Raw genomic sequence first — 19,590 nt, 5'->3', positions numbered from 1 at the left:
CTAACTCCTGTTATGGCTTGATCGTAGCGGTGGGCTTCGAAACATCAGGAGACTGCGCCTCGGCCACCGGGGTGGCGCCGCGCGGGGAGAGCAGGGCGAGGACTACCAGGACTGCCATCGCGATGGCCATCGCGGTAAAGCCCCACTGGGCGGCATGGGCGTAGTCGAGCTTAACGCTGTCGAGGATCTGCTGCGCGACCGAGGAGGGGATCCCGGCCGGGAGGTCCTTGGCGGCACCGGAACCGGCCCCGGTGACCTGGTTGACCACATCGGTGACCTGCGCCGGGGTGGCCCCGAACTTGCCCAGCGAATCGGTGAGCAGGGTGGTCAGGCGGCCGGTTACGATGCTGGCGATCACCGCCATTCCGAGCGCCCCACCGAAGTTCTTGAGCGTCTGGGTGATCCCGGTGACCTCACCGTAGCCGGCCTGCGGGGCCCGGTTGATCGCATCGGTGCTGGCGGCGGTCAGCATAAATCCGATCCCGAATCCGGCCAGGGCGATCGGCCAGGTCTGCGGATTGAAGAAGCTGGTGCCGTCGATGTCGAGGTTGGTGGCGACCTGGGCCAGCCAGCCGAAGCCCACGGCACCGGCCACGCCACCGATCAGCAGGACCATGCGGATGCCCTGACGGTCATAGCGTCGGGAGCCGATTCGCGCCCCGATGGCAAAGCCGAGGAACAGCTTGAGGAACAGCAGCCCGGTCACCGAGGCGGAGAGTCCCAGCGAGAGCTGGCCGTAAACGCTGAGGAAAAAGAAGATCGGCACAAACGAGATGTTGGCGATCAGGATGGCCAGGCTGGAGACGCTGAATCCGCGGCTTCGGAACACACTCAGCTGCACCAGCGGTGCGGGCGTGTGGTTCTGCCACCAGATGAATCCGGCAAGCAGCACCAGACCACCGGCCAGGACCGTCCAGACCCAGGCTGTGCTCCAGCCGAGCTCACCAAAGCGCTGCAGGGCGTAGATCACCAGCGACATCCCGGCTGCCACCAGGACGGCTCCGAGCCAGTCGATACGGCGATCGCGCGGTGCCGCGGCGGGGGTCACCATCCGCACATTGCGGGCGATGATCAGCAGGATGATCGCGATAATCGCCAGCGGGATGTTGACCCAGAAGATGGCTCGCCAGGTCCACTGGGTGAGGTAACCGCCGGCGATCGGACCGATCGCGGTCATCGCACCGGTGATCGTAAAGAAGGTCGCCATCGTGCGTCCGCGCCCCTCACGCGGGACCGACTGAACCAGCAGTCCCACCGCCGCGGGGAACATCAGTGCGCCGGAGAGTCCCTGGAGGACGCGAGCACCGATCAGGATGGGTTCGGCCCACTCGCCGGTGGGGGTGATCCCACACAGCAGCGAGGCCACGGCGAATCCGGCGATGCCCACAATCACCATGCGACGGTGGCCGAAGAGGTCGGCCAGGCGTCCACCCACCAGGAAGAAAGCGGCGGTGGCCAGCAGGTAGGCGTTAATCGCCCACTGCAGGCCCTCCTGGCTGAGCCCCAGCTCGGACTGAATGGTCGGAGCCGACAGGGCAACGATGGTCTGGTCGATCGTGGTCATCGAGACCGCTGTGATCAGGCCGATACGCAGCAGCAGCGCGCCGGGACCGGCCGAGACGGCGGTGGTGGTGGGAAGTGACATCGGACATCCTTTGGACGGAGAACTCTTACGTTCCCAGTCTCGGTCCGTGTCCCACCTCCGGGCAGGGCCCATCCGGCTGACCGGCCGTCAACCATTCGATGGACGCCGACCGCCGGCCGCCAGATGCCGGCCACCGTGGCCGTGAGCTGCGCTACAGCTTCGCGAGCGTGGCGCGCGCGTCGGCGAGCCAGCCCTCCAGCTCGCCCGCTTCCTCCCACAGCTCATACAGTTCGGAGGCCTCCGCCCCTGCCAGGGTGCGGGTCGCCTGGGTGCGGATCCACTCGATGCGCTCCGGGGTCAGCAGCGCCGCAAACGGGGCCGAGTCGCCGCCGCCCAGCGGAAGCGGTTCGCCCGCGCGGGAGCGGACCGCCAGCTCGGCCAGGGCCAGGGCAATCTGGCCGCCGTCCACCTCGACATAGTCCTCATCCTCGAACGCCCACGCCACCGATTCAAAGGTGAAGTAGCCCTCGGTGATCGCGACGATCAGATCGCCGGCACCGTCGTTATCAAATGCTCCTGTTTCCCAAGCTCCCATGGTTCCAGGCTATCGCTCCGGTTACACTTGTTCCAGGAACCACGGCGAAGGGAGACACGGTGTCACTGCTGAGTTTCCTGACCCAGTTCTTTACCGCGGTCGCCGAACAGCTGGTGCACGCGCAGTCCTTCACCATGCTGGCTACCACCGGTGTGACCAGCCTGGTGCTGTTGACCCTGGCCGTGGTGGCCGCCCGCGCGCTGCCGAGTATCGGGTTCATGGTGGATACCGCGACCCGAACCCGCGTGCGGGATCCCCGCAACATTCGCCGGCTGCCGAGCCAGAGCAACCCCAACACCTCGGGCAAACCACGCCCTCGAGCGCCGGGAGGAATCCTCGGATTCCCCTCCGGCCCGCGCGCCATCCTCGCCTAACGCCTCGGTTTTCCGAGTCGGCTGAACGCGTCCGCCCGAACCCATCCTCCACGGTTTCAGACCGGGGGAGTGAGGGGAATCCAACGATGATTCCCCATTTCTCCTACCCGTTTGGAAACCCCGATGGACCTCTATTCTTTTGGGCCGATTGCCCTGCTCCTTGACGGTGCCTACTGGCTCGTCACCCGCCTGCACGAGTTTGTGGCACCGCTGGCACCCGAGGCGGGGGCGGCGCTCGCCGTGGCCCTGCTGACGGTCCTGGTGCGCACGGCGCTGATTCCCGTGGGCCGCTCCCAGGTGAAGGCCGAGCTGACCCGCAAACGCCTCGCCCCCAAGATCGCCGCGCTCAACGCGAAATACAAAAACCCCGAGGTTCGTCAGCGCAAGCTGATGGAGCTCTACCAAACCGAGAAGGCCTCGCCGCTGGCCGGCTGCCTGCCGCTGCTGCTTCAGATCCCGGTGCTCTCGGCCATTTACGGCCTCTTCATTAAGCCCGAGATTCACGGCGCCCCCAATACCCTGCTCACCGAAACCCTGGGCGGGCTACCGCTCAGCGGAAACCTGATGACCCTGCTGAACTCAGGGGAGGCCTGGCCGCGGATCGGCATCTACCTGGGGATTGTGCTGATCATGGCGATCACCGCCGAACTCCAGCGTCGCTACCTGCTGTTGCCGGTGGAACCCGCGCCGGCACCGGTCGCCCCGGTTCCCGGACAGCCGGTCATGCCCGACCTGAGCGGTCTCACCAAGGTCATGCGCTGGATGCCCTATCTGACCGTGCTGATGGCGCTGTGGGTTCCGCTGGCCGCGGCGATCTACCTGATGATCACCACCGCCTGGACCCTGTGCGAACGCCTGCTCCTGCGCCGCATCCTGGGTGCGCGGGAGGCTGCGGCCGGGCAGGGCGGAACCGAACTGGTTCCCGCCTAGCCAGACACACAGCGGGCCGGTACCAAGAGTGTCTCGGTACCGGCCCGCCGGGTGTGTGGGGTGAGCGCAGACGGTTGCTGGACTCGCTAACCGCGATGGTTACCGCTTGCGGCTCTTGGACTCCTCGATGCGCTTCTTGAGGAAAATCGCGGTGAGGATCCATCCCCCCAGCGCGGTCACCACCCACACCACGATCGGCGCGAGGATCCAGGCGGTCACGTCGGCCAGGCCGAGCCCACCGGGGAAGAGCGTGGCCACGAACAGCGCCACAAAGGTCGAGATCAGGCCGATGCCACCCAGGATCGGGGTGGCATACTTGCGGGCCAGGTTGAAGATCAACGGCGTCAGAATCGCCTGGGCCAGGGTGAAAACAACCACGGCCACGATGAAGCCCGAGGCGGTGATGTGCACGCCGGGGATGATCCAGGCAGCCAGCAGCAGCCCCAGTGCGGCGGTGCCGAGGTTGATTGCGGTACCAATCAGAAAACGAATCATGCGGTGTGCCCCCAGGGTATGAGTCAGTTCTCCGAGTATGGCAGCTTCGTGCCCGGCGGGGAACCACAAACGTAATCGGGTTGTGATCGCGCACGGCCCGTCCGGCGACACCGGGTCGCTATGCTGGGGGCACGATCGATCCGGCCGGGGGTGCGGGATCCTCAGATCGCGACGAAAGGCTTTCGATGTCCGCTCGCCACCTGTTTCTGCCCGTCCTTGCCCTGGGAGCACTGCTGCTGAGCGCATGCGCCAGCGGACCGGGTAGCTCCGCCCCCAGCGAGCGGGATCTGGAGGGTACCTGGGTGCCCAGTACCGCCTATTCCACCTCTCCGTTTCTGACCCTGGATAAGGACGGCACCTGGACCGGATCGGATGGCTGCAACGGCGGCAGCGGCACCTGGAAGCTCGCCCCGAGCGGCACCCTGACCGTGACCTCGGGCCCAAGCACGCTGATCGCCTGCGAGGGGGAGGCCCTCCCCAGTGTGTTTTCGCAGTCCGAGCGGGTGAGTATCGAGGGCAAGGATCTGATTCTGCAGGATAAGAAGGGGACCACCCTGACCACCCTGGTGCGGGGGAAGGCTCCCTCGACCCCGACCCCGAGTGGCGACGCGGGATCGAGCGCGGTGGTGGGGACCTGGGCCGCCGCCGAACCCGGGGTGGGACAAACTCCGACCCTGATCCTCAATCCCGACGGGACCCTGAACGGCAACGACGGGTGTAACACCCTGATTGGTTCCTGGGCAGAGAGCGGTGACACCGTGACCCTGGATGCGCTCGGGTCCACCCGGATGGCCTGCGAAAATGTAGATGCCTGGCTCTCCGCGGGCAAGACCGCACGGATCACCGATGCCGAACTCGTTGTTCAGAGCGCGGAGGGCAAGATCCTGGGACGCCTGGCCCGAGGCTAGGAAAACCCGAGTTTGACCCCCGTTTCCTGCGTGAAAACGGTGATTTCCGGTCAACACCGGCCGAGGCTCACCCCGAAGCGGGCAAAAAACGCCTAAAGTGTGGTTGTGTGGCCGCTCGACAAAAACTCAGAAGAACACGAATCCGCTGTGGGGTCCGTGGCTGACCAGAGCGCGCCGGTCGCGCCCGCAAACAACCCGGAAGGCACCGATGTGACCCCGGACACCACGCCCCAGAGCAGTGAGACAACCGACGTCTCCGACGCCACCGTGCCCCCGCGTCCCACCCCGGTCGCCCAGCCCGATCCCGCCGCCGAACGTGCCCGCTGGATCGAACAGATTCGCGCCGTGGGCGGTACCTCACCGCTACTGTTCTTCACCGATGAGCCGCGCACCCGGATCGAACTCTCCTCGACCCACCCCGGCGGTCTGCCGCAGTTCATCACCGGACACTCGACGCTGCTGTCGAACCTGATCCGGGACGAGCTGGCGCTGCGTCGGGCCAAGTCCGCCGCCGACGTGATCACCACCAAGGGTGTTGAGCTGCGTACCGTGCGCGGCATCGAGGCCGTGCACCTGGCCATCGGCCTGGCCCAGTGGCGTCACGACGGGGTGGACTACTGCGCCCCGGTCCTGCTGCGCCCGGTGGCGATTCGCCGCTACGGCAAGGACTACGAGCTCAAGCTCAAGGGCCGTTCGGTCATGAACCCCGAACTGGTGCGCGCGATGCGCGAGCAGTTCGGCATTGCCCTGGACGCCGACGCGTTTGAGGCGCTCTCGGTGGCCAAGGGTGTGTTCCAGCCGCAGCCGGTGATCGATGAGCTGCGCGGGATCACCCGTCGTCTGGAATGGTTCAGCGTGCAGCCGCGACTGCTGGTGTCGACCTTCGCGGACATCGGCCCGGCGCTCGCCCGCGACGTGCAATCGCGCCAGCACCCGATTCTTGAGGCCATTGCCGGGGATTCCGGGGCCAAGAAGCTCGTGGACAGCCTGTTCCTCCCGGTGGATGCCGTGGGTCAGGACGAGCGTCCGCCGACCACGGACACCCTGCTCCTGGATGCCGACGCCGAGCAGGAAAACGTGATCGCCCAGATCACCGCCGGTAACTCCCTCGTGGTCCGGACCCTGCCCGGAACCGGTGGTACCCAGACCGCGGTGAACGCGATCGGTGCGCTGGTCTCCCAGCACAAGCGGGTACTCGTGGTGGGGGCCCGGCGCTCGGGCCTGGACGGCATCCGTCACCGCCTGGCCAAGGTGGGCCTGCCCGGACTCTCGGTCGGGCCGACCACCGTGCGCCGCGACCTGATCGAGGCGATCAGCCGCAATGAGAAGGCCATCGCCCCCAAGATTGCCGACGTGGATGACGCCCTGGTGCGCCTGCGCCGGGTACTGCTGGACTACCGTGGCGCGCTGTCGCGGATCGATCCGACCCTGCGCGTCTCGGTCATCGAGGCCCTGGAATCGCTGACCCGCCTGGGTAATCTGCCCTTCCCGCCCTCGACCGCCGCGCGACTCGACCTCGCCTCGATGGGGAACCTCGCCGGCGACCGCCGATCCATCTCGCAGAAGCTCGCGGCCGCCGCGGCCCTGGGCGAGTTCCAGTACGGTCCCGGAGACTCACCCTGGTACGGTGCCACCTTTGCCACCACCGCCGAGGCCAAGGCGACTCACGCGCTGGCGAAGAAACTCAACCGCACCGAGCTGCCGCGCCTGCTGGAGCGTGCCTACGATCTGATCGGGCACACCCGGATGCGTCCGTTCGAGTCGGTTGAGGAGCTGGGTGTGTATCTGCGCCTGCTGCTGGATCTGCGCGACACCCTGGACAAGTTCTCGCCGAGCGTGTTTGACCGCTCGCTTGAGGAACTGATCATCGCCCACAGCTCGCGTCGCGATTCGCCGAGCATGAACACCGCCAACCGCCGCCGGCTGAAGAAGCTGGCCCGTGAGTATGTGCGCCCCGGTGTGCACATTGCCGACATGGAGGATGCGCTGCGGCGGATCCAGGCACAGCGGGTGCTCTGGCAGCGTTACGTGTCCACCGGTGCGATGCCCGAGGTTCCGCTGGGCATCGCCGACGTACAGGTGACCTATCAGCGCGTGGTGGATGACCTCTCCCGGCTGGATGGTCCGCTGCACCGGGTGACCCGGGACGAGCGCCTGGTCGCGCTGCCGGTCAAGGAGCTGGTGCGCCTGATGGCGGGTCTGGCCGCCGACTCGCAGGTCATGGAAAACCTGCAGGAGCGCACCACGCTGATCGCCGAGCTTAAGGAGCTCGGTCTCGCGCCGCTGATCACCGACCTCTCGGTGCGTCACGTCCCCGAGGAGCGCGTCGCCGACGAGCTCGAGCTGGCCTGGTGGCAGTCGGTGTTGGAGCACCTGCTGGCCACCAATAAGGCGTTGCTCGGCGCGAACACCAGCGTGATCGACCGTCTGGAATCCGACTTCCGCCTGGTGGATGAGGCCCACGCCTCCGCCCAGGGCGCGCAGTTGGCGACCCTGCTGGGCGACACCTGGAAGATCGGTCTGGTGGACCACTCCGATGAGGCAGCCGCGCTGCGCACCCTGCTGCGTGGGGCCGCGGTGGACCCGATGGCCCTGGAAAATCAGGCCCCGCACCTCTCGCGGATCCTCTCCCCGGTGTGGGTGGCCTCGCCCTATGAGGTGCACCTGATCCCGGATTCGCTGCGCTTTGACACCGTGTTCCTGATCGACGCCGGTGCAACCACCCTGGCCGAGAACGCCGCGGCGATCGGTCGTGCCAAGCAGGTTGTGGCCTTCGGTGACCCGGTCACCCAGAGCCCGCTGCCCTTCACCCTGGCCGCCGCGGATCCCTCCCGGCACGAGGCCCAGAACTTCGACATCGAGGCCCTGCACGGGGATTCGGCGCTGGCCCGCCTCGGCGAGCTGCTACCCACGCTGACCCTGACCCGCAGCTACCGGGCCGGTGGCGAGGACCTGAGCCAGCTGGTCAACCAGCGCTTCTACGCGGGTGAGATCGAATCCCTCCCGTGGGCGGGCTCGTTCCTCGGCCACGGCAGCCTGACCGTCGACTACGTCAAGGGCGGGAAGGGTATGCCCGATCCCGACACCGGCGGTGTCGAGTCGGTGGATGCCGAGGTGTCGCGCGTGGTGAACCTGGTTCTGGAGCACGCGGCGAATCGTCCGCGGGAGTCGCTGATGGTGGTTACCGCGAGTGTCAAGCATGCGACCCGGCTCAACCAGGCGGTGCTCTCGGCGTTCGCTCAGCACCCCGAGCTGGCCGACTTTATCCTGCGCGAGCGCGCCGAGCCCTTCGCCGTGCTGACCCTGGAACAGTCGGTGGCCGAGAGCCGCGACCGGGTGATCTTCTCGCTCGGTTACGGCCTCACCCCGCACGGCCGCGTGCTGTCAAACTTTGGTGCGCTGGGGGAGCCCGGCGGCGACCGTCTGCTGGCAGTGGGAATGACCCGTGCCCGGCGGTCGATGGTGATCGTGTCCTGCATCAAGCCGCAGGACATCGACCCGGCCCGCACCAGCCACGGGATCGCGGCGCTCGCCGAGATCCTGCGCAAGCCCGTGCAGCACGTTCCCGCGCCGCCGAACACCGAGGGTGCCGAGCCGATGATGGTGGACCTGGCCGAGCGCCTGTACCGTCGAGGTCTTGACGTCGAGGTGGGCTACCGCGGTTCGCTGGCACTGGTCGCCTCGTATAACGGTAAGGCGGTCGCGGTGGAGTCCGATCCCGAGGTGACCACCGAGTCGCTGCGGGAGTCGCTGCGCCTGCGTCCCGACGTGCTGCGCCGTCTGGGCTGGCACTACCTGCGGGTGCACTCGTTCGACCTGTTTGCGGATCCCGAGGGCGTCAGCGCCAAGGTGACGGCCCTGCTGGGCGTTCCGGACGCACGACCCGCGGCACCCGCCGAGCCCGAGGCGTAGCCCTCGCTTGAGCCGCGGTACCCTGGAAGCATGAGCGAGAACACGTCCGAACCGATCCGTCGTGTACCCGGCTCCCGCCGTGTGCGCACGGCCGCGGTGCCCGGCAGCGATCCGGCACCACAGGCCGGTACCCGCCCCGTTCGTGCCGCCGAGGACTCCGACGCGGGCTGGGGCGACAAACCCGCTCAGACCTCCGGGGACTCCGGCAATGACGCCCGCATGCGCGCCGACGTGCCTCCGCACTGGGGCACCCACACCCGCTAGATAACTTATCCTCACTGGAGTCGGGAGTGAACCGGCGATAGGGTCACCCCATCGGCACATCGAAGCAGCCGGTTTCACCGCCCGTGAGGAGCCTCTGATGACCACCGCAGTTTATGTTGGACCGTTGGTAACACTCGCCATTATTGGGCTTGTGGTGTTTGCAGTTGTTGCTCTGATACGGCGTACGCGGCGCTAGCCGGTGAGTTGACACAACACAAAACGCGGCGACCGATCCGGTCGCCGCGTTTGTGTTGGAGGAACTATTCGCCCGAGTGTTTGCCCGGTCCGCGCGAGCCCAGGGCCGCGTTGTCGGCGTTGGCCGCGAGCAGGTCGCGAATCTCGGCGAGCAGAGCCACATCCGCCGAAACCTCGGGGGTCTCCTCGGCGGCGGCGTCCTTGTTCTTCGACAGCAGGGCGTCGGCCCGCTTCTTGAAGTGGTTGATCGGCAGGACAAATACGAAGTACACCACAACGGCGACGATTAGGAACGAGATAATCGCTCCAACAACGGCGCCAAACTTCACCTCGGCGGGCTTGTCCGGGTCCAGGGTCGGAATCGAGAGAACCCAGGTCGCGTCCAGGCTGTCGGCCTTGAACAGTGCGCCGATGATCGGGTTGAAGATGTTCTCCACGATTGCGTTGACAACCGAGGTGAATGCGGCACCAATGACCACCGCGACGGCGAGATCAATGACGTTTCCGCGAAGAATGAATTCCTTGAAGCCCTTAATCATAGGGTCCCCCTTCAGTGGTGGTTTCGTTAGCTTTTGGCTCCGCCGGAGCTCCCGGAGGAACCCGACTTGGAGTCGGTGCTGTAGAAACCCGAGCCGTTAAAGCTCACACCGACCGTGCCGAAAAGTTTACGCAGTTTCCCACCACATAACGGGCATTCGCTCAGCGTTGCGTCAGAAAGGCTCTGGGTGATATCGAAGGCGTTTCCGCACTCGGTGCACTTATAGGAGTAGAGGGGCACGTATATTTCCTGTGTTTTTAAGGGAGAGTAGGGAGGATCTAGCCGAGTTCGGCGATCCGCGTCGGGGTGACAACACCGTTGACCGGGCGATCATGAACATCCTGAGGGATCGAATCACGCAGTTCACTATCGTAGATCACGCCGTACACGGGTGGGCAGCGCTCCATCGACCCGAGGGTCTTATCGAAGTAGCCGCGACCCCAACCCAGGCGCATCCCGGTTTGGTCCACCGCGGCGGCGGGAACGATGATCAGGTCCACGTCGTTGATCGCGATCGGGCCGAGCAGCTCGCCGATGGGTTCGTTGATCCCGAACAGGCCCGCGCTCTCTTCGCCGGTCTCACCGACGGTCCAATCCAGCAGGCCATCCTCGCGGGAGATCGGGAACAGGATACGAATGCCGCGCTCGAGGGCCCAGTTCAGGAACGGGCGGGTGTTCGGCTCGCTCGGGCGGGACAGATAGCAGGCGATGCTGCGTGCCCCAGAACGGGTGACGAGCTCCTGCAGCTGGGTGGTCAGTCCGACCGTGGTGTTTTCCAGCTCGGTGCTGGTCAGATTGCGGCGGCGCTCGCGCAGCTCGGCGCGGAGGGCTCGCTTTTGGTGATCTACCTCATGGGACATAGCCCCATTCTAGGTGTGATGGACGGCACTGGATACGGCGTGGGCTGTTGCCGAGTACCCGGTGTGAGTAGTCTGGGGGTATGTCAAAGCGTGCGAATAAGGTAGTTATCCCCGCCGCAGGTCTCGGAACCCGCTTCCTTCCGGCGACCAAAGCGATGCCCAAGGAAATGCTTCCGGTCGTTGATAAGCCGGCCATTCAATACGTGGTTGAGGAGGCCGTGGACGCCGGAATGACCGACGTTCTGATGATCCTCGGACGTAACAAAAACGCCCTGGAAAACCACTTTGACCGGGTCACCGAACTGGAAATTGCCCTGCGCAAGAAGGGCGACAAGCGCCGCCTGGACTCGGTGGAGCAGCCCAACGACCTCGCCGACATCCACTTCCTGCGCCAGGGCGACCCGCTGGGCCTCGGACACGCGGTTCTGCGGGCCAAGCGTCACGTCGGCAACGAGCCGTTCGCCGTGCTGCTGGGTGACGACCTGATCGATGAGCGTGACTCGCTGCTGGTCCAGATGCTGGACGAGCAGGAGAAGCGCAACGCGACCATCATCGCTCTGATGGAGGTGCCTGCCGAGTCGATTTCCCTCTACGGTGCCGCCGCGGTTGAAGCCACCGACGACCCGTCCGTGGTCCGGGTGACCGGGCTGGTGGAGAAGCCGGCCGTGGAGGATGCGCCCTCGAATCTGGCCATCATCGGACGCTATGTCCTGCGCCCCGAGGTATTTGGTGTGCTGGAGCACACCGAGCCCGGTAAGGGCGGCGAAATTCAACTCACCGATGCTCTGCAGGAGCTCGCGGCCGATGAGTCCATCGCGGGCGGTGTGTACGGCGTGATCTTTGACGGTCGCCGCTATGACACCGGCGACCGGGCCGACTACATCAAGGCCATCGTGCAGCTTGCCACCGACCGGGAAGACCTCGGCGCGGAACTGAAGCCCTGGCTGCGCAGCTTTGTTGCGGGTCTCGAAGACTAAGGCACACGAGTGGCATCTTGGAATTTCCAGCCGCAGCAGGTTGGGGATATCGTGTTGCGCGGCGTCAAGCTGCGGGACGCGAAGGCTCTCGAGCGTGAGCTGCTGGGAAACCGCTCCTGGCTGGCACCGTGGGAGGCGACCAGCCCCCGCGGCATGTTTGCGATGGACGTGCGTGCGTCCATTCGCGACCGCCTCGCTGCCGCGCGCGCGGGGGAGAGTCTGCCTCTGATCATGGAGTACCGGGGGGAGCTGGCCGGGCAACTGACGGTGTCCGGGCTCACCTACGGTTCCCTGGCCTCGGCGAGCCTCGGCTACTGGATCTCCGAGCGATTCGCGGGCAAGGGCATTACGCCTACCGCGGTGGCGCTGGCCACCGACTACACGTTCCGGATGCTCGGGCTGCACCGGATGGAGATCTGCATCCGGCCGGAGAACGCCCCGAGCCTGGCGGTCGTGCGTAAGCTCGGGTTCCGGTATGAGGGGTTACGCCGACGCTATATTCACATCAACGGGGACTGGCGCGATCATTACTGCTTTGCCGTGGTGGCCGAGGAGGCTCCCGAGGGTGTCTATGCTCGCTGGCGGATGGGACTTGCCGATCCGCACCTGGCCGAGATTCCCGAGGCCGATCGGCTCGCGGCGAGCCTGCCACTGGAGTACTAGGCATCACGATCGTGCAACACGCCGGGTTTGCCGGAATATCCGCCGAGTGTTTGTAGACACACCCGCGGTGCGAGGGCCGTTTTTTGTCATTCGCACGTACCGTAGGTGTATGCCGGGTGGAATTCTGAGTGGTGGTGTGGTGTTCGCGGCTGCAGCCGTGCTGTGGCTCATCTATTTGGTGCCCACATGGCGCCGACGCAATGAGTATTTGGCGACCGAGCGTAACGCCGTGCGATTGCAGCAGACCATGCGTGTGCTCGCCGAAACCACCGAGATGCCCGGCCAGGTACACCTGGAGATTTCCTCGCGCGAGGTCGCCGAGAAGCAGAAGGTACTGCGCAAGGTGCAGGCCGAGATTCGCGAGCGCGCCAAGCAGGAGGCGCTCGAAGAAGCCGCTCAGCTGCGGGCCGAGCTCACCGCGCGCCCGCCGTTGACCGCACTTCGTGCCAAGGCACGCAAGCGTTCGCGGCTGATGGCAACCGTGACCCTGCTGATCGGTGCGATCGGCATCGTCTCCGGCAGCGTCATTCTGGCCGGTGGCGGTCAGGCCGTGCTCCTGATCGTGGGTGCACTGATGGCGCTCGCGGGAGTCTCGCTGCTGGTGGCGCTGGCCCGCCCGGTCAAGCTGGTGGCGGTGCCCGAGGCTGTGCTGGATCAGACGGCTACCGTGGTGCCCGCCGAGTCTCAGCCGATGCAGGACCTTGCCGATCCGCTGCCCGTTGCTGTTCCCCAGGCCGAGCCGCTGCGCCCCGGTGCCTGGGTTCCGCCGGTGCTGCCCGCCCCGATGTATGCCTCCGAGGGATCGGTGGCAGCCGCCTCGATGGCGCGGCAGGATGCTCAGGACGCGCTGCGTCGCGCGGCCCTCGCCCAGGTGCTCGCCGAGCGCGCGGCCGAGCTGGCTCCCGAGGCTCCGGTGTCGATCACCCCGGCCGCGGTGGCCGAGCGTGCGGGGGCTGCGGCGTCCGCATCCGCCGACCAGGAGCCAACCGAGGCGACGCCGCAGGCCGAGGATCGCCCGGTGAGCCGGTTTGCCCGGATGGGTGTCGTGGACGAGTACGCTCACGGCGAAGACCTCTCGGTGGACCTGCTGGCCCGCCGTCGCAACGCCGGCTAGTCGCCGCGTTGTGGGCGCGAGCCCACCCTCAAGACGGAGTCACGATGCCCCGCTCACGTTCGCGTGAGCGGGGCGTGTGGATTGCAGCCGCTAGAGCGGGGTGCGATTCACCTGGAAGCGGGCGATTTCACCGGTGAGATCATCAAAGAGGACGCCGTAGGAAACGATTTCATCCCAGCGCTCACGCACCGGACTGCCGGTGAGGTCGCGGGCAAAGATGATTTCATAGGAGACCCGAGTGCGACTCCCCAGTGTCTCCTCGATTCCGCCGCCCAGAAGCCGGACCCGGCTGGCGGTCACCGTGCTCTTGTGGTCGGGGACCGGTTCGGTTCCGAGCTTCACCGCGGCGATGCTTGCGCGTTCGAGATCTCGCCGCGCATCCTCGCTCAGCGTGTAGTGCCCGGTGATCGTTTTGGTAAACGTCAGCCGCGCATCCTCACGTGACTTCGTGGTGCCGCGTTGGTCAAATGCGGCGTTATCGAGTCGTTGCAGGGACTCGGCCAGGAGGGTGCCAAAGCCGTTCAGATCGGCGACGGTCTCATGCGTGGGAGCAAAGAGGTTTTCGGTGTTGAAATCCTCGACCGTGATATCGGCATTGAGCGGCGGGAGTCCGTCCCCCAGATCACCGGTTCCGTTTCGCTCACTCTGCTCCCGGGTGGTGTCGATGACCGCGGCCTCCTCCTCGTCGGGGGACACGGTGAGACGCGGACGTTCGGTCTCGGCCAGTGTGCAGCCGCTGAATCCCCCAATTACCCCTGAGACCAGGGCGAGAGCGATAAATGGACGCCGGTTGGATGGCAATCTGGGCCCTCTCGATTGACCCGTGAGGATTCACGGTTCTTCGCACCAGATGTGTGCGCTGCCTTGATTCTTTCGGGTAACCCTCGAGACATCAAGAACCCAGTCCCGGGGCCATCCGCGGATCAGCCGCGGTTTTGCGTCGACCAATTCGGCGCGGCGTTTCCCGCGTGATACGCTCGTTCTTACCGCACGGGCCTATGGCGCAGTTGGTAGCGCGCTTCGTTCGCAATGAAGAGGTCGGGGGTTCGAATCCCCCTAGGTCCACCACAAAAAAGCCGGCCGGTCTCCATCGAGACCGGCCGGCTTTTGTTGGCTGAGAGTCATGTTCCCCACGATTCTTTCCCCTCGGCGCGAGTTTGTTGATGCTACGGTGGGCTTCAATGAGTACCACCGATGAGGGCCGTGAGCGCAAGTCTCAGCGCCGGCTCACGCTGAGCTTCCTGGTGTGCATGGTCGGGCCGCTTGTTGTTGGTGTGATCCTGAATGCGCTGGTTCGACCAGGGATAGCCACGGCGCTGGGTGGCGAGCGGCACTCGCACAGCTCCGGGGTGCGGTCTCAGGACACATGGTGGAGCTTTGATGCAGACACCGTGCGGCAGCATCCTGTACTGACCGGGTTTCTTGAAGCCTCGGACGGGCTGATCGCGGTATGGACGCTGGCGGTGACCGCGGTAATTCTGCTCCTGCGTTGGCTCATTGTTGTCCGGATGACGCGCTCGCGCCGAGCGTAGGTTGTGCCGAGGAGCATCCACTACGCTTGGACCAAACAGTCGTTATGCGATCGGGGATCGCCAGGCTCTCGACGGGGGAGAGAATCATGAGTTCGGTTTCCAGTAGGCCGGTTGATGGTGCCGCATGCGTCGCGGCCGGGCTGGCCCTGGCCTCGCTATTCGCGACGATTGTGCTCCCGCTCGGCGGCGGCGTTTTGGCCCTTGCGGCGATTATCGTCGCATTGGTGTCACGATCGAACCTGCGAGCACACCCCGAGCTGCGCGGCTCGAGACTGGGCCTGGCGGCTTTTATCTTGGGAATTCTCGTCTTTGTGCCAACCGTGCTGCCGCCGCTGTTGAGCCTGGTGTTGCTGAGTTTGGGCTAGCAGGCCCGCGCAAAGCCAATCCGTGTGGCCCCGGTTGATCGTCTTCGACCGGGGCTTCCTGCATATCCTGCGATCCTCCACACCCCGCGAAATATTTGTGGTTGTCCACAGTCTGGGTTCCGGCGATCGATGTGCCCGCGTGCACGCGTAGCTTAAAAGTCGTAACCCCGGAGACATGCTTTCACAGAGGCCTTCCGGGGCTTTCCATCAGTCAATCGGGATTGTTGAGATCGTGGTCAGGAACTCCCTTGCTTCGCAGCTCGCCAAGCGGCACGGTTCGCGCCCCGGAACATGGCTGGATGATCCCGACGGCGCTTTCTCGGAAATGGCAGCCTCTCAAATTTGTGCAGCGCGTCGACGCGTGTATAAGACGAACCGTGGTGAGCGTCCTAGTTGGATCGACGGCCGGAGGGTTATTTGACCCGCATCCAGGTATCCGAAACAAGGTGTTTACAATTTAATTTCGCAACGCCGCGACGGGGGAATAATCCGCGTCGTTGCGCGGCGAGACACGGGAGTTGCCAGCGAGAAAACTCGGTGTCGAGGGGGTCGCGAGGCACAAATCGAGGGTGATCGTGTTGACGGGGGAAAGATCGCGTGGCACGATTTACCTACCTCCCGACCGAATGGTTGGGAGGTGCGGAAACTCGACGACCGGCTCGATCCCCACCCCGGCGTACCGTTGCAGAGGAGCACAAGTGAGCGTGACAGAAAACGTGGCCGCGGGCCAGGGCGGTAAGGGCCTGGCGCACGGCAAGCTGGGCCTGATGGCCTCGATGGTGATTGGCCTCGGCTCCACCGCACCGCTGTACTCCCTGGCAGCAACCCTCGGGTTTATCGTGATCGCGGCCGGAGCTCAGGCGCCGATCGCGCTGATCGTTGCCTTCGTGCCGATGTGCCTCACCGCCTTTGCCTACCGCGAGCTCAACACCGCGGTCCCCGACGCCGGCACCGCGTTCACCTGGGCGTCCAAGGCATTCGGTCCGCGCACCGGCTGGATGGCCGGTTGGGGTGTGTTTGTGGCCGGTGTGATCGTCATGTCGAGCCAGAGTGAGGTCGCCTCCAAGTACCTGCTGCTGCTCATCGGTGACGGATCGATCGCCAAGAACCACACCCTCGTGGTGGCGCTCGGCGCGGTCATCATCGCCGCGATGACCTGGGTCTCCTACCGGGCGGTGGAAGCCGGGGCGCTGACCCAAAACATTCTGATGGCGCTGCAATACCTGGCGATCATCGCCTTCTGCATCGGCCTGGCGCTCGCCATCGGCAGCGGCGCGTTCCACAACTTCGCCTTCTCCTGGGACTGGTTCAACCCGTTCGCCGCCGATAACCCGGCCGGATTCATCCAGGGTGTGCTGCTGGCGATCTTCATCTACTGGGGCTGGGACACCTGCCTCTCCCTCGCCGAGGAAACCAAGAACCCGCGCACCACTCCGGGGCTGGCGGCCCTGTTGTCCACCGTCGTGCTGCTGATCACCTACATCGGTATGACCCTGCTGGCCATGATGCACGCCGGGGTCGGCACCACCGGCACCGGCCTGGCCAACCCCGACACCGCCGAGGACGTGTTCTTCGGTCTGCGTAACGATGCCCTCGGCCAGTGGGGCTGGGTCCTGGTGTTCGCGGTGTTCGTCTCGGCTCTCTCCACCTGCCAGACCACGATTCTTCCCACCGCCCGCGGAACCCTGGCGATGGGCGTCTACAAGGGCCTGCCCGGCCCGTTCGCCAAGATCACCCCCAAGTACTCGACCCCCGGTTTCTCAACCATCTTCATGGGTGTCGTCTCGGTGATCTTCTACGTGGGGATGTCCCTGCTGAGCGGCAACATCCTCTCCGACACGATCGAATCCACCTCCCTCGCGGTGGCCATGTACTACACGATCACCTCGTTTGCCTGCATCTGGTTCTTCCGCAAAAACCTCTTCGACAGCGCCCGCAACACCGTGTTCCGGCTCGTGCTGCCGCTGATCGGCGGGCTGATGATGGGCACCGTGTTTGTCTACTCGGCAATCAGCATGCTTGATCCGAACTACGGCACCACGCAGCTGCTCGGCACCAGCGGCACCTTCGTGATGGGTGTCGGATCGCTGCTGCTGGGCCTGGTCGTGATGTTCATCTGGTCGCGGTTCCCCGGTGCCAAGGAGTTCTTCTCCGGCAGGGCGCTCAACCGCGAAACCCCCGTGCTGGTTCCCGAGAACTAGCCCCAGTCTTTTCCTCAACCGAAGCAACACCGTCACAACAGAAAGAAGTATCGTGCACATCCTGATTATCGGCGCCGGTGGCGTCGGCAGTGCCGCAGCCCGAATCGCCTCTCGCCGTTCCTTTTTCGACAAGCTGACGATCGCCGACTATGACCCCGCACGCCCGCAGGGCCTGGTGACCGAAATTGGCGACCCTCGCTACACCGCCGCGCAGGTTGACGCCTCCAGCGCCGACGCCGTCGAGGCCCTGATCCGCGAGACCGGTGCCACCCACGTCCTCAACGCCGTGGACCCCCGCTTCGTGATGCCGATCTTCGACGGTGCCCACGCCGCCGGTGTCACCTACCTCGACATGGCCATGAGCCTGTCCGTGCGTCACCCCGAGGAGCCCTTCACCAAGACCAACATCAAGCTCGGCGACGATCAATTCGCCGTGGCCGATGAGTGGGAAAAGAAGGAGCAGCTGGCCCTGGTTGGGATCGGTGTGGAGCCAGGTCTGTCCGACATCTTCGCTCGCTACGCCGCCGATGAGCTGTTCGACGAGATCGACGTGCTCTCGGTTCGCGACGGTGCCAACCTGACCGTTGAGGGATACGAGTTTGCCCCGTCCTTCTCGATCTGGACCACCATCGAGGAGTGCCTGAACCCGCCGATCCTCTGGGACAAAGACAAGGGTGGCTGGCACGCGGTGGAGCCCTTCTCTGACCCGATCACCTTCGAATTCCCCGAGGGCATCGGCGAGGTTGAGTGTGTGAACGTGGAGCATGAAGAGGTTCACCTGATGCCGCGCTGGATCGACGCCAAGAAGGTCGAGTTCAAGTACGGCCTCGGCAACGAGTTCATCGAGGTCCTGAAGACCCTGAACAAGCTCGGCCTCGACAAGACCGAGCCGGTAACCGTGCGCGGTCAGCAGGTATCCCCGCGCGACCTGGTGGCCGCCGTGCTGCCCGACCCGGCGACCCTCGGTCCGCTGATGAAGGGCAAGACCTGTGCCGGTGTGCTGGTGACCGGAACCCACAAGGACGGCACCAAGAAGTCGCTGTACCTCTACCACGTGGCCGACAACGAGGAGACGATGGCCCGCGATAACTCGCAGGCTGTCGTCTGGCAGACCGCGATCAACCCGGTTGTCGCCCTGGAACTGCTGGCCAACGGCACCTGGAGCGGTGCCGGAGTCCTCGGCCCCGAGGCGTTTGACGCCAAGCCGTTCCTCGAACTGCTCGCCGCCGCCGAACCGCAGGGTTACGGCTCGGCCTGGGGCATCGTCGAGCGGTAACACAGACTCGAGGGAGTGATTACCCCTCGAAACCCCCGGTGGTGCGCGCACTGGCTTGTGCCGCGCACCACCGCTGGGAGGAGCGCCCGGTTAGGGTATGGCTGGGGCGCTCGGAGCCGCCTGGTATCGGCTCCCAACAAAAACCCCGGCGGTGCGTGACCGGGGCTCGTGTCACGCACCGCCACATGGGGCACTACCGACCGGTTGGATGTGCCAAACTGGAAGTCACATGGACCAGCAGAGCAAACCGGATCAGATCATCGAGGCCTACGTCGACCTCCTCGTCGTGCAGGGCGTGCGCTCGGCCAGCATCGACGCCATTGCCAAGCGCAGCGGCCTCTCCAAGGCCGGACTGCTGCACCACTTCCGCTCTCGCGATGCGATGGATCGAGAGATCCTGGACCGCCTGGAGGCGCTGGTCACCGCGGACGCCGCCGCCATGCGGATCGCCCCCGAGGGTGCCGCACGTTACTACGTGGGCACCTCGCTGGAATACTCCTCGCCGCTGGAGCGCCTGGTTGTGGCCGCCACCCGTCTCGGTCAGGCGGGTAATAACGAGGCGTGGATCACCCTGCGCTGGGCGCGGGATCGCTGGTTTGAGGTTCTGGTGGACTCGCTGGGCGACGAAACCCTGGCCCGCCTGGTGCTGCTCGCCGGCGACGGGATCGCCTATCACACCGACATCATCGGCGAGGAGAGTGACCCCTTCCTGGCGGAGGCCTCGATCACCGCGGTTGCCGACCTGATCGGGACGCTGGGGAAGCAGCCCACCGACTAGCGCTCCCTGTCGCGAGGCCATCCTGGTC

The 19,590-nt window shown here is 65.4% G+C and carries 20 protein-coding genes and 1 tRNA gene; 14 read left to right on the top strand and 7 right to left on the bottom strand.

Annotation, left to right across the window (positions count from 1 at the left end; genetic code table 11):
- Positions 1-10: 10 nt before the first annotated feature.
- Positions 11-1,645, bottom strand: coding sequence for an MFS transporter (locus D9V34_RS02075; protein ID WP_183091798.1), 1,635 nt, complete (start codon positions 1,643-1,645; stop codon positions 11-13).
- Positions 1,646-1,796: 151 nt separating this feature from the next.
- The gene (locus D9V34_RS02070) at positions 1,797-2,180 is read right to left on the bottom strand and encodes a DUF4259 domain-containing protein (RefSeq protein WP_121687277.1); all 384 of its coding nucleotides are present in this window, start codon (positions 2,178-2,180) and stop codon (positions 1,797-1,799) included.
- Positions 2,181-2,239: 59 nt separating this feature from the next.
- Here D9V34_RS02070 and D9V34_RS02065 point away from each other — a divergent pair, with 59 nt between their 5' ends.
- Both D9V34_RS02065 and D9V34_RS02060 read left to right on the top strand, forming a co-directional pair.
- On the top strand, positions 2,240-2,554 hold the full coding sequence (locus tag D9V34_RS02065; protein WP_121687276.1) for a DUF6412 domain-containing protein: 315 nt from the start codon (positions 2,240-2,242) through the stop codon (positions 2,552-2,554).
- Positions 2,555-2,677: 123 nt separating this feature from the next.
- The gene (locus D9V34_RS02060; RefSeq protein ID WP_121687275.1) at positions 2,678-3,484 is read left to right on the top strand and encodes a YidC/Oxa1 family membrane protein insertase; all 807 of its coding nucleotides are present in this window, start codon (positions 2,678-2,680) and stop codon (positions 3,482-3,484) included.
- Between the two features lie 99 nt (positions 3,485-3,583).
- Here the strand turns inward: D9V34_RS02060 and D9V34_RS02055 are convergent, their stop codons facing one another.
- The gene (locus tag D9V34_RS02055) at positions 3,584-3,979 is read right to left on the bottom strand and encodes a CNNM metal transporter family protein (RefSeq protein ID WP_121687274.1); all 396 of its coding nucleotides are present in this window, start codon (positions 3,977-3,979) and stop codon (positions 3,584-3,586) included.
- 185 nt (positions 3,980-4,164) lie between these two features.
- Here D9V34_RS02055 and D9V34_RS02050 point away from each other — a divergent pair, with 185 nt between their 5' ends.
- The 3 genes from D9V34_RS02050 (at position 4,165) to D9V34_RS02040 (ending at position 9,063) form a co-directional block, all read left to right on the top strand.
- Positions 4,165-4,887 (top strand): META domain-containing protein, encoded by a 723-nt coding sequence (locus D9V34_RS02050; protein ID WP_121687273.1) that lies wholly within the window; start codon positions 4,165-4,167, stop codon positions 4,885-4,887.
- Positions 4,888-5,043: 156 nt separating this feature from the next.
- Positions 5,044-8,799, top strand: coding sequence for an AAA family ATPase (locus tag D9V34_RS02045; protein WP_245991818.1), 3,756 nt, complete (start codon positions 5,044-5,046; stop codon positions 8,797-8,799).
- A gap of 30 nt (positions 8,800-8,829) precedes the next feature.
- Complete coding sequence (locus D9V34_RS02040; protein WP_121687271.1) at positions 8,830-9,063, top strand: hypothetical protein; 234 nt, start codon at positions 8,830-8,832, stop codon at positions 9,061-9,063.
- A gap of 260 nt (positions 9,064-9,323) precedes the next feature.
- Here D9V34_RS02040 and mscL read toward each other — a convergent pair whose 3' ends face one another.
- The 3 genes from mscL to D9V34_RS02025 are packed head-to-tail and all read right to left on the bottom strand — an operon-like array spanning position 9,324 to position 10,656.
- Positions 9,324-9,797 (bottom strand): large conductance mechanosensitive channel protein MscL, encoded by a 474-nt coding sequence (gene mscL, locus D9V34_RS02035; RefSeq protein ID WP_121687270.1) that lies wholly within the window; start codon positions 9,795-9,797, stop codon positions 9,324-9,326.
- A gap of 26 nt (positions 9,798-9,823) precedes the next feature.
- Positions 9,824-10,036: an FmdB family zinc ribbon protein gene (locus tag D9V34_RS02030; RefSeq protein ID WP_121687269.1), complete on the bottom strand. Its 213-nt coding sequence runs from the start codon at positions 10,034-10,036 to the stop codon at positions 9,824-9,826.
- A 38-nt stretch (positions 10,037-10,074) separates the two neighbouring features.
- Entirely contained in the window at positions 10,075-10,656 is a 582-nt protein-coding gene (locus tag D9V34_RS02025; RefSeq protein WP_121687268.1) for a 5-formyltetrahydrofolate cyclo-ligase, read from the bottom strand.
- An 80-nt stretch (positions 10,657-10,736) separates the two neighbouring features.
- Here D9V34_RS02025 and galU point away from each other — a divergent pair, with 80 nt between their 5' ends.
- From galU to D9V34_RS02010, 3 genes are all read left to right on the top strand, one after another.
- Complete coding sequence (gene galU / locus D9V34_RS02020; RefSeq protein ID WP_121687267.1) at positions 10,737-11,633, top strand: UTP--glucose-1-phosphate uridylyltransferase GalU; 897 nt, start codon at positions 10,737-10,739, stop codon at positions 11,631-11,633.
- Positions 11,634-11,642: 9 nt separating this feature from the next.
- Positions 11,643-12,296, top strand: coding sequence for a GNAT family N-acetyltransferase (locus D9V34_RS02015; RefSeq protein ID WP_121687266.1), 654 nt, complete (start codon positions 11,643-11,645; stop codon positions 12,294-12,296).
- Positions 12,297-12,405: 109 nt separating this feature from the next.
- Positions 12,406-13,410, top strand: a complete 1,005-nt coding sequence (locus D9V34_RS02010; protein WP_121687265.1) for a hypothetical protein — start codon at positions 12,406-12,408, stop codon at positions 13,408-13,410.
- Positions 13,411-13,500: 90 nt separating this feature from the next.
- Here the strand turns inward: D9V34_RS02010 and D9V34_RS02005 are convergent, their stop codons facing one another.
- Positions 13,501-14,211 (bottom strand): hypothetical protein, encoded by a 711-nt coding sequence (locus D9V34_RS02005; protein WP_147441593.1) that lies wholly within the window; start codon positions 14,209-14,211, stop codon positions 13,501-13,503.
- 191 nt (positions 14,212-14,402) lie between these two features.
- Between D9V34_RS02005 and D9V34_RS02000 the strand changes: the two genes are divergently transcribed.
- The 6 genes from D9V34_RS02000 (at position 14,403) to D9V34_RS01975 (ending at position 19,562) form a co-directional block, all read left to right on the top strand.
- A tRNA-Ala gene (locus tag D9V34_RS02000) sits at positions 14,403-14,478 on the top strand.
- Positions 14,479-14,591: 113 nt separating this feature from the next.
- Entirely contained in the window at positions 14,592-14,942 is a 351-nt protein-coding gene (locus tag D9V34_RS01995; RefSeq protein WP_121687263.1) for a hypothetical protein, read from the top strand.
- A gap of 86 nt (positions 14,943-15,028) precedes the next feature.
- Entirely contained in the window at positions 15,029-15,307 is a 279-nt protein-coding gene (locus D9V34_RS01990) for a hypothetical protein (RefSeq protein WP_147441592.1), read from the top strand.
- Between the two features lie 767 nt (positions 15,308-16,074).
- Positions 16,075-17,508: an APC family permease gene (locus tag D9V34_RS01985; RefSeq protein ID WP_245991826.1), complete on the top strand. Its 1,434-nt coding sequence runs from the start codon at positions 16,075-16,077 to the stop codon at positions 17,506-17,508.
- 52 nt (positions 17,509-17,560) lie between these two features.
- On the top strand, positions 17,561-18,784 hold the full coding sequence (locus D9V34_RS01980; RefSeq protein ID WP_121687260.1) for a saccharopine dehydrogenase family protein: 1,224 nt from the start codon (positions 17,561-17,563) through the stop codon (positions 18,782-18,784).
- Positions 18,785-19,013: 229 nt separating this feature from the next.
- The gene (locus D9V34_RS01975) at positions 19,014-19,562 is read left to right on the top strand and encodes a TetR/AcrR family transcriptional regulator (RefSeq protein WP_183091797.1); all 549 of its coding nucleotides are present in this window, start codon (positions 19,014-19,016) and stop codon (positions 19,560-19,562) included.
- Positions 19,563-19,590: the final 28 nt, after the last annotated feature.

Source organism: Mycetocola lacteus (assembly GCF_003667575.1).
Taxonomy (GTDB): domain Bacteria; phylum Actinomycetota; class Actinomycetes; order Actinomycetales; family Microbacteriaceae; genus Mycetocola; species Mycetocola lacteus.
The sequence above is the reverse complement of the archived record's forward strand: the minus strand, read 5'-3'. Positions and strand labels throughout refer to the sequence as shown.

Excerpts from the sequence above, each read along its gene's own strand:
- D9V34_RS02050 (WP_121687273.1), top strand. The coding sequence starts at position 4,165 with ATGTCCGCTCGCCACCTGTTTCTGCCCGTCCTTGCCCTGGGAGCACTG.
- D9V34_RS02060 (WP_121687275.1), top strand. The coding sequence starts at position 2,678 with ATGGACCTCTATTCTTTTGGGCCGATTGCCCTGCTCCTTGACGGTGCC.
- D9V34_RS02040 (WP_121687271.1), top strand. The coding sequence starts at position 8,830 with ATGAGCGAGAACACGTCCGAACCGATCCGTCGTGTACCCGGCTCCCGC.
- D9V34_RS02055 (WP_121687274.1), bottom strand. The coding sequence starts at position 3,979 with ATGATTCGTTTTCTGATTGGTACCGCAATCAACCTCGGCACCGCCGCA.
- D9V34_RS01995 (WP_121687263.1), top strand. The coding sequence starts at position 14,592 with ATGAGTACCACCGATGAGGGCCGTGAGCGCAAGTCTCAGCGCCGGCTC.
- D9V34_RS02025 (WP_121687268.1), bottom strand. The coding sequence starts at position 10,656 with ATGTCCCATGAGGTAGATCACCAAAAGCGAGCCCTCCGCGCCGAGCTG.
- galU (WP_121687267.1), top strand. The coding sequence starts at position 10,737 with ATGTCAAAGCGTGCGAATAAGGTAGTTATCCCCGCCGCAGGTCTCGGA.
- D9V34_RS01985 (WP_245991826.1), top strand. The coding sequence starts at position 16,075 with ATGGCCTCGATGGTGATTGGCCTCGGCTCCACCGCACCGCTGTACTCC.
- D9V34_RS02070 (WP_121687277.1), bottom strand. The coding sequence starts at position 2,180 with ATGGGAGCTTGGGAAACAGGAGCATTTGATAACGACGGTGCCGGCGAT.
- D9V34_RS02075 (WP_183091798.1), bottom strand. The coding sequence starts at position 1,645 with ATGTCACTTCCCACCACCACCGCCGTCTCGGCCGGTCCCGGCGCGCTG.
- D9V34_RS02010 (WP_121687265.1), top strand. The coding sequence starts at position 12,406 with ATGCCGGGTGGAATTCTGAGTGGTGGTGTGGTGTTCGCGGCTGCAGCC.
- D9V34_RS01990 (WP_147441592.1), top strand. The coding sequence starts at position 15,029 with ATGAGTTCGGTTTCCAGTAGGCCGGTTGATGGTGCCGCATGCGTCGCG.
- mscL (WP_121687270.1), bottom strand. The coding sequence starts at position 9,797 with ATGATTAAGGGCTTCAAGGAATTCATTCTTCGCGGAAACGTCATTGAT.
- D9V34_RS01975 (WP_183091797.1), top strand. The coding sequence starts at position 19,014 with ATGGACCAGCAGAGCAAACCGGATCAGATCATCGAGGCCTACGTCGAC.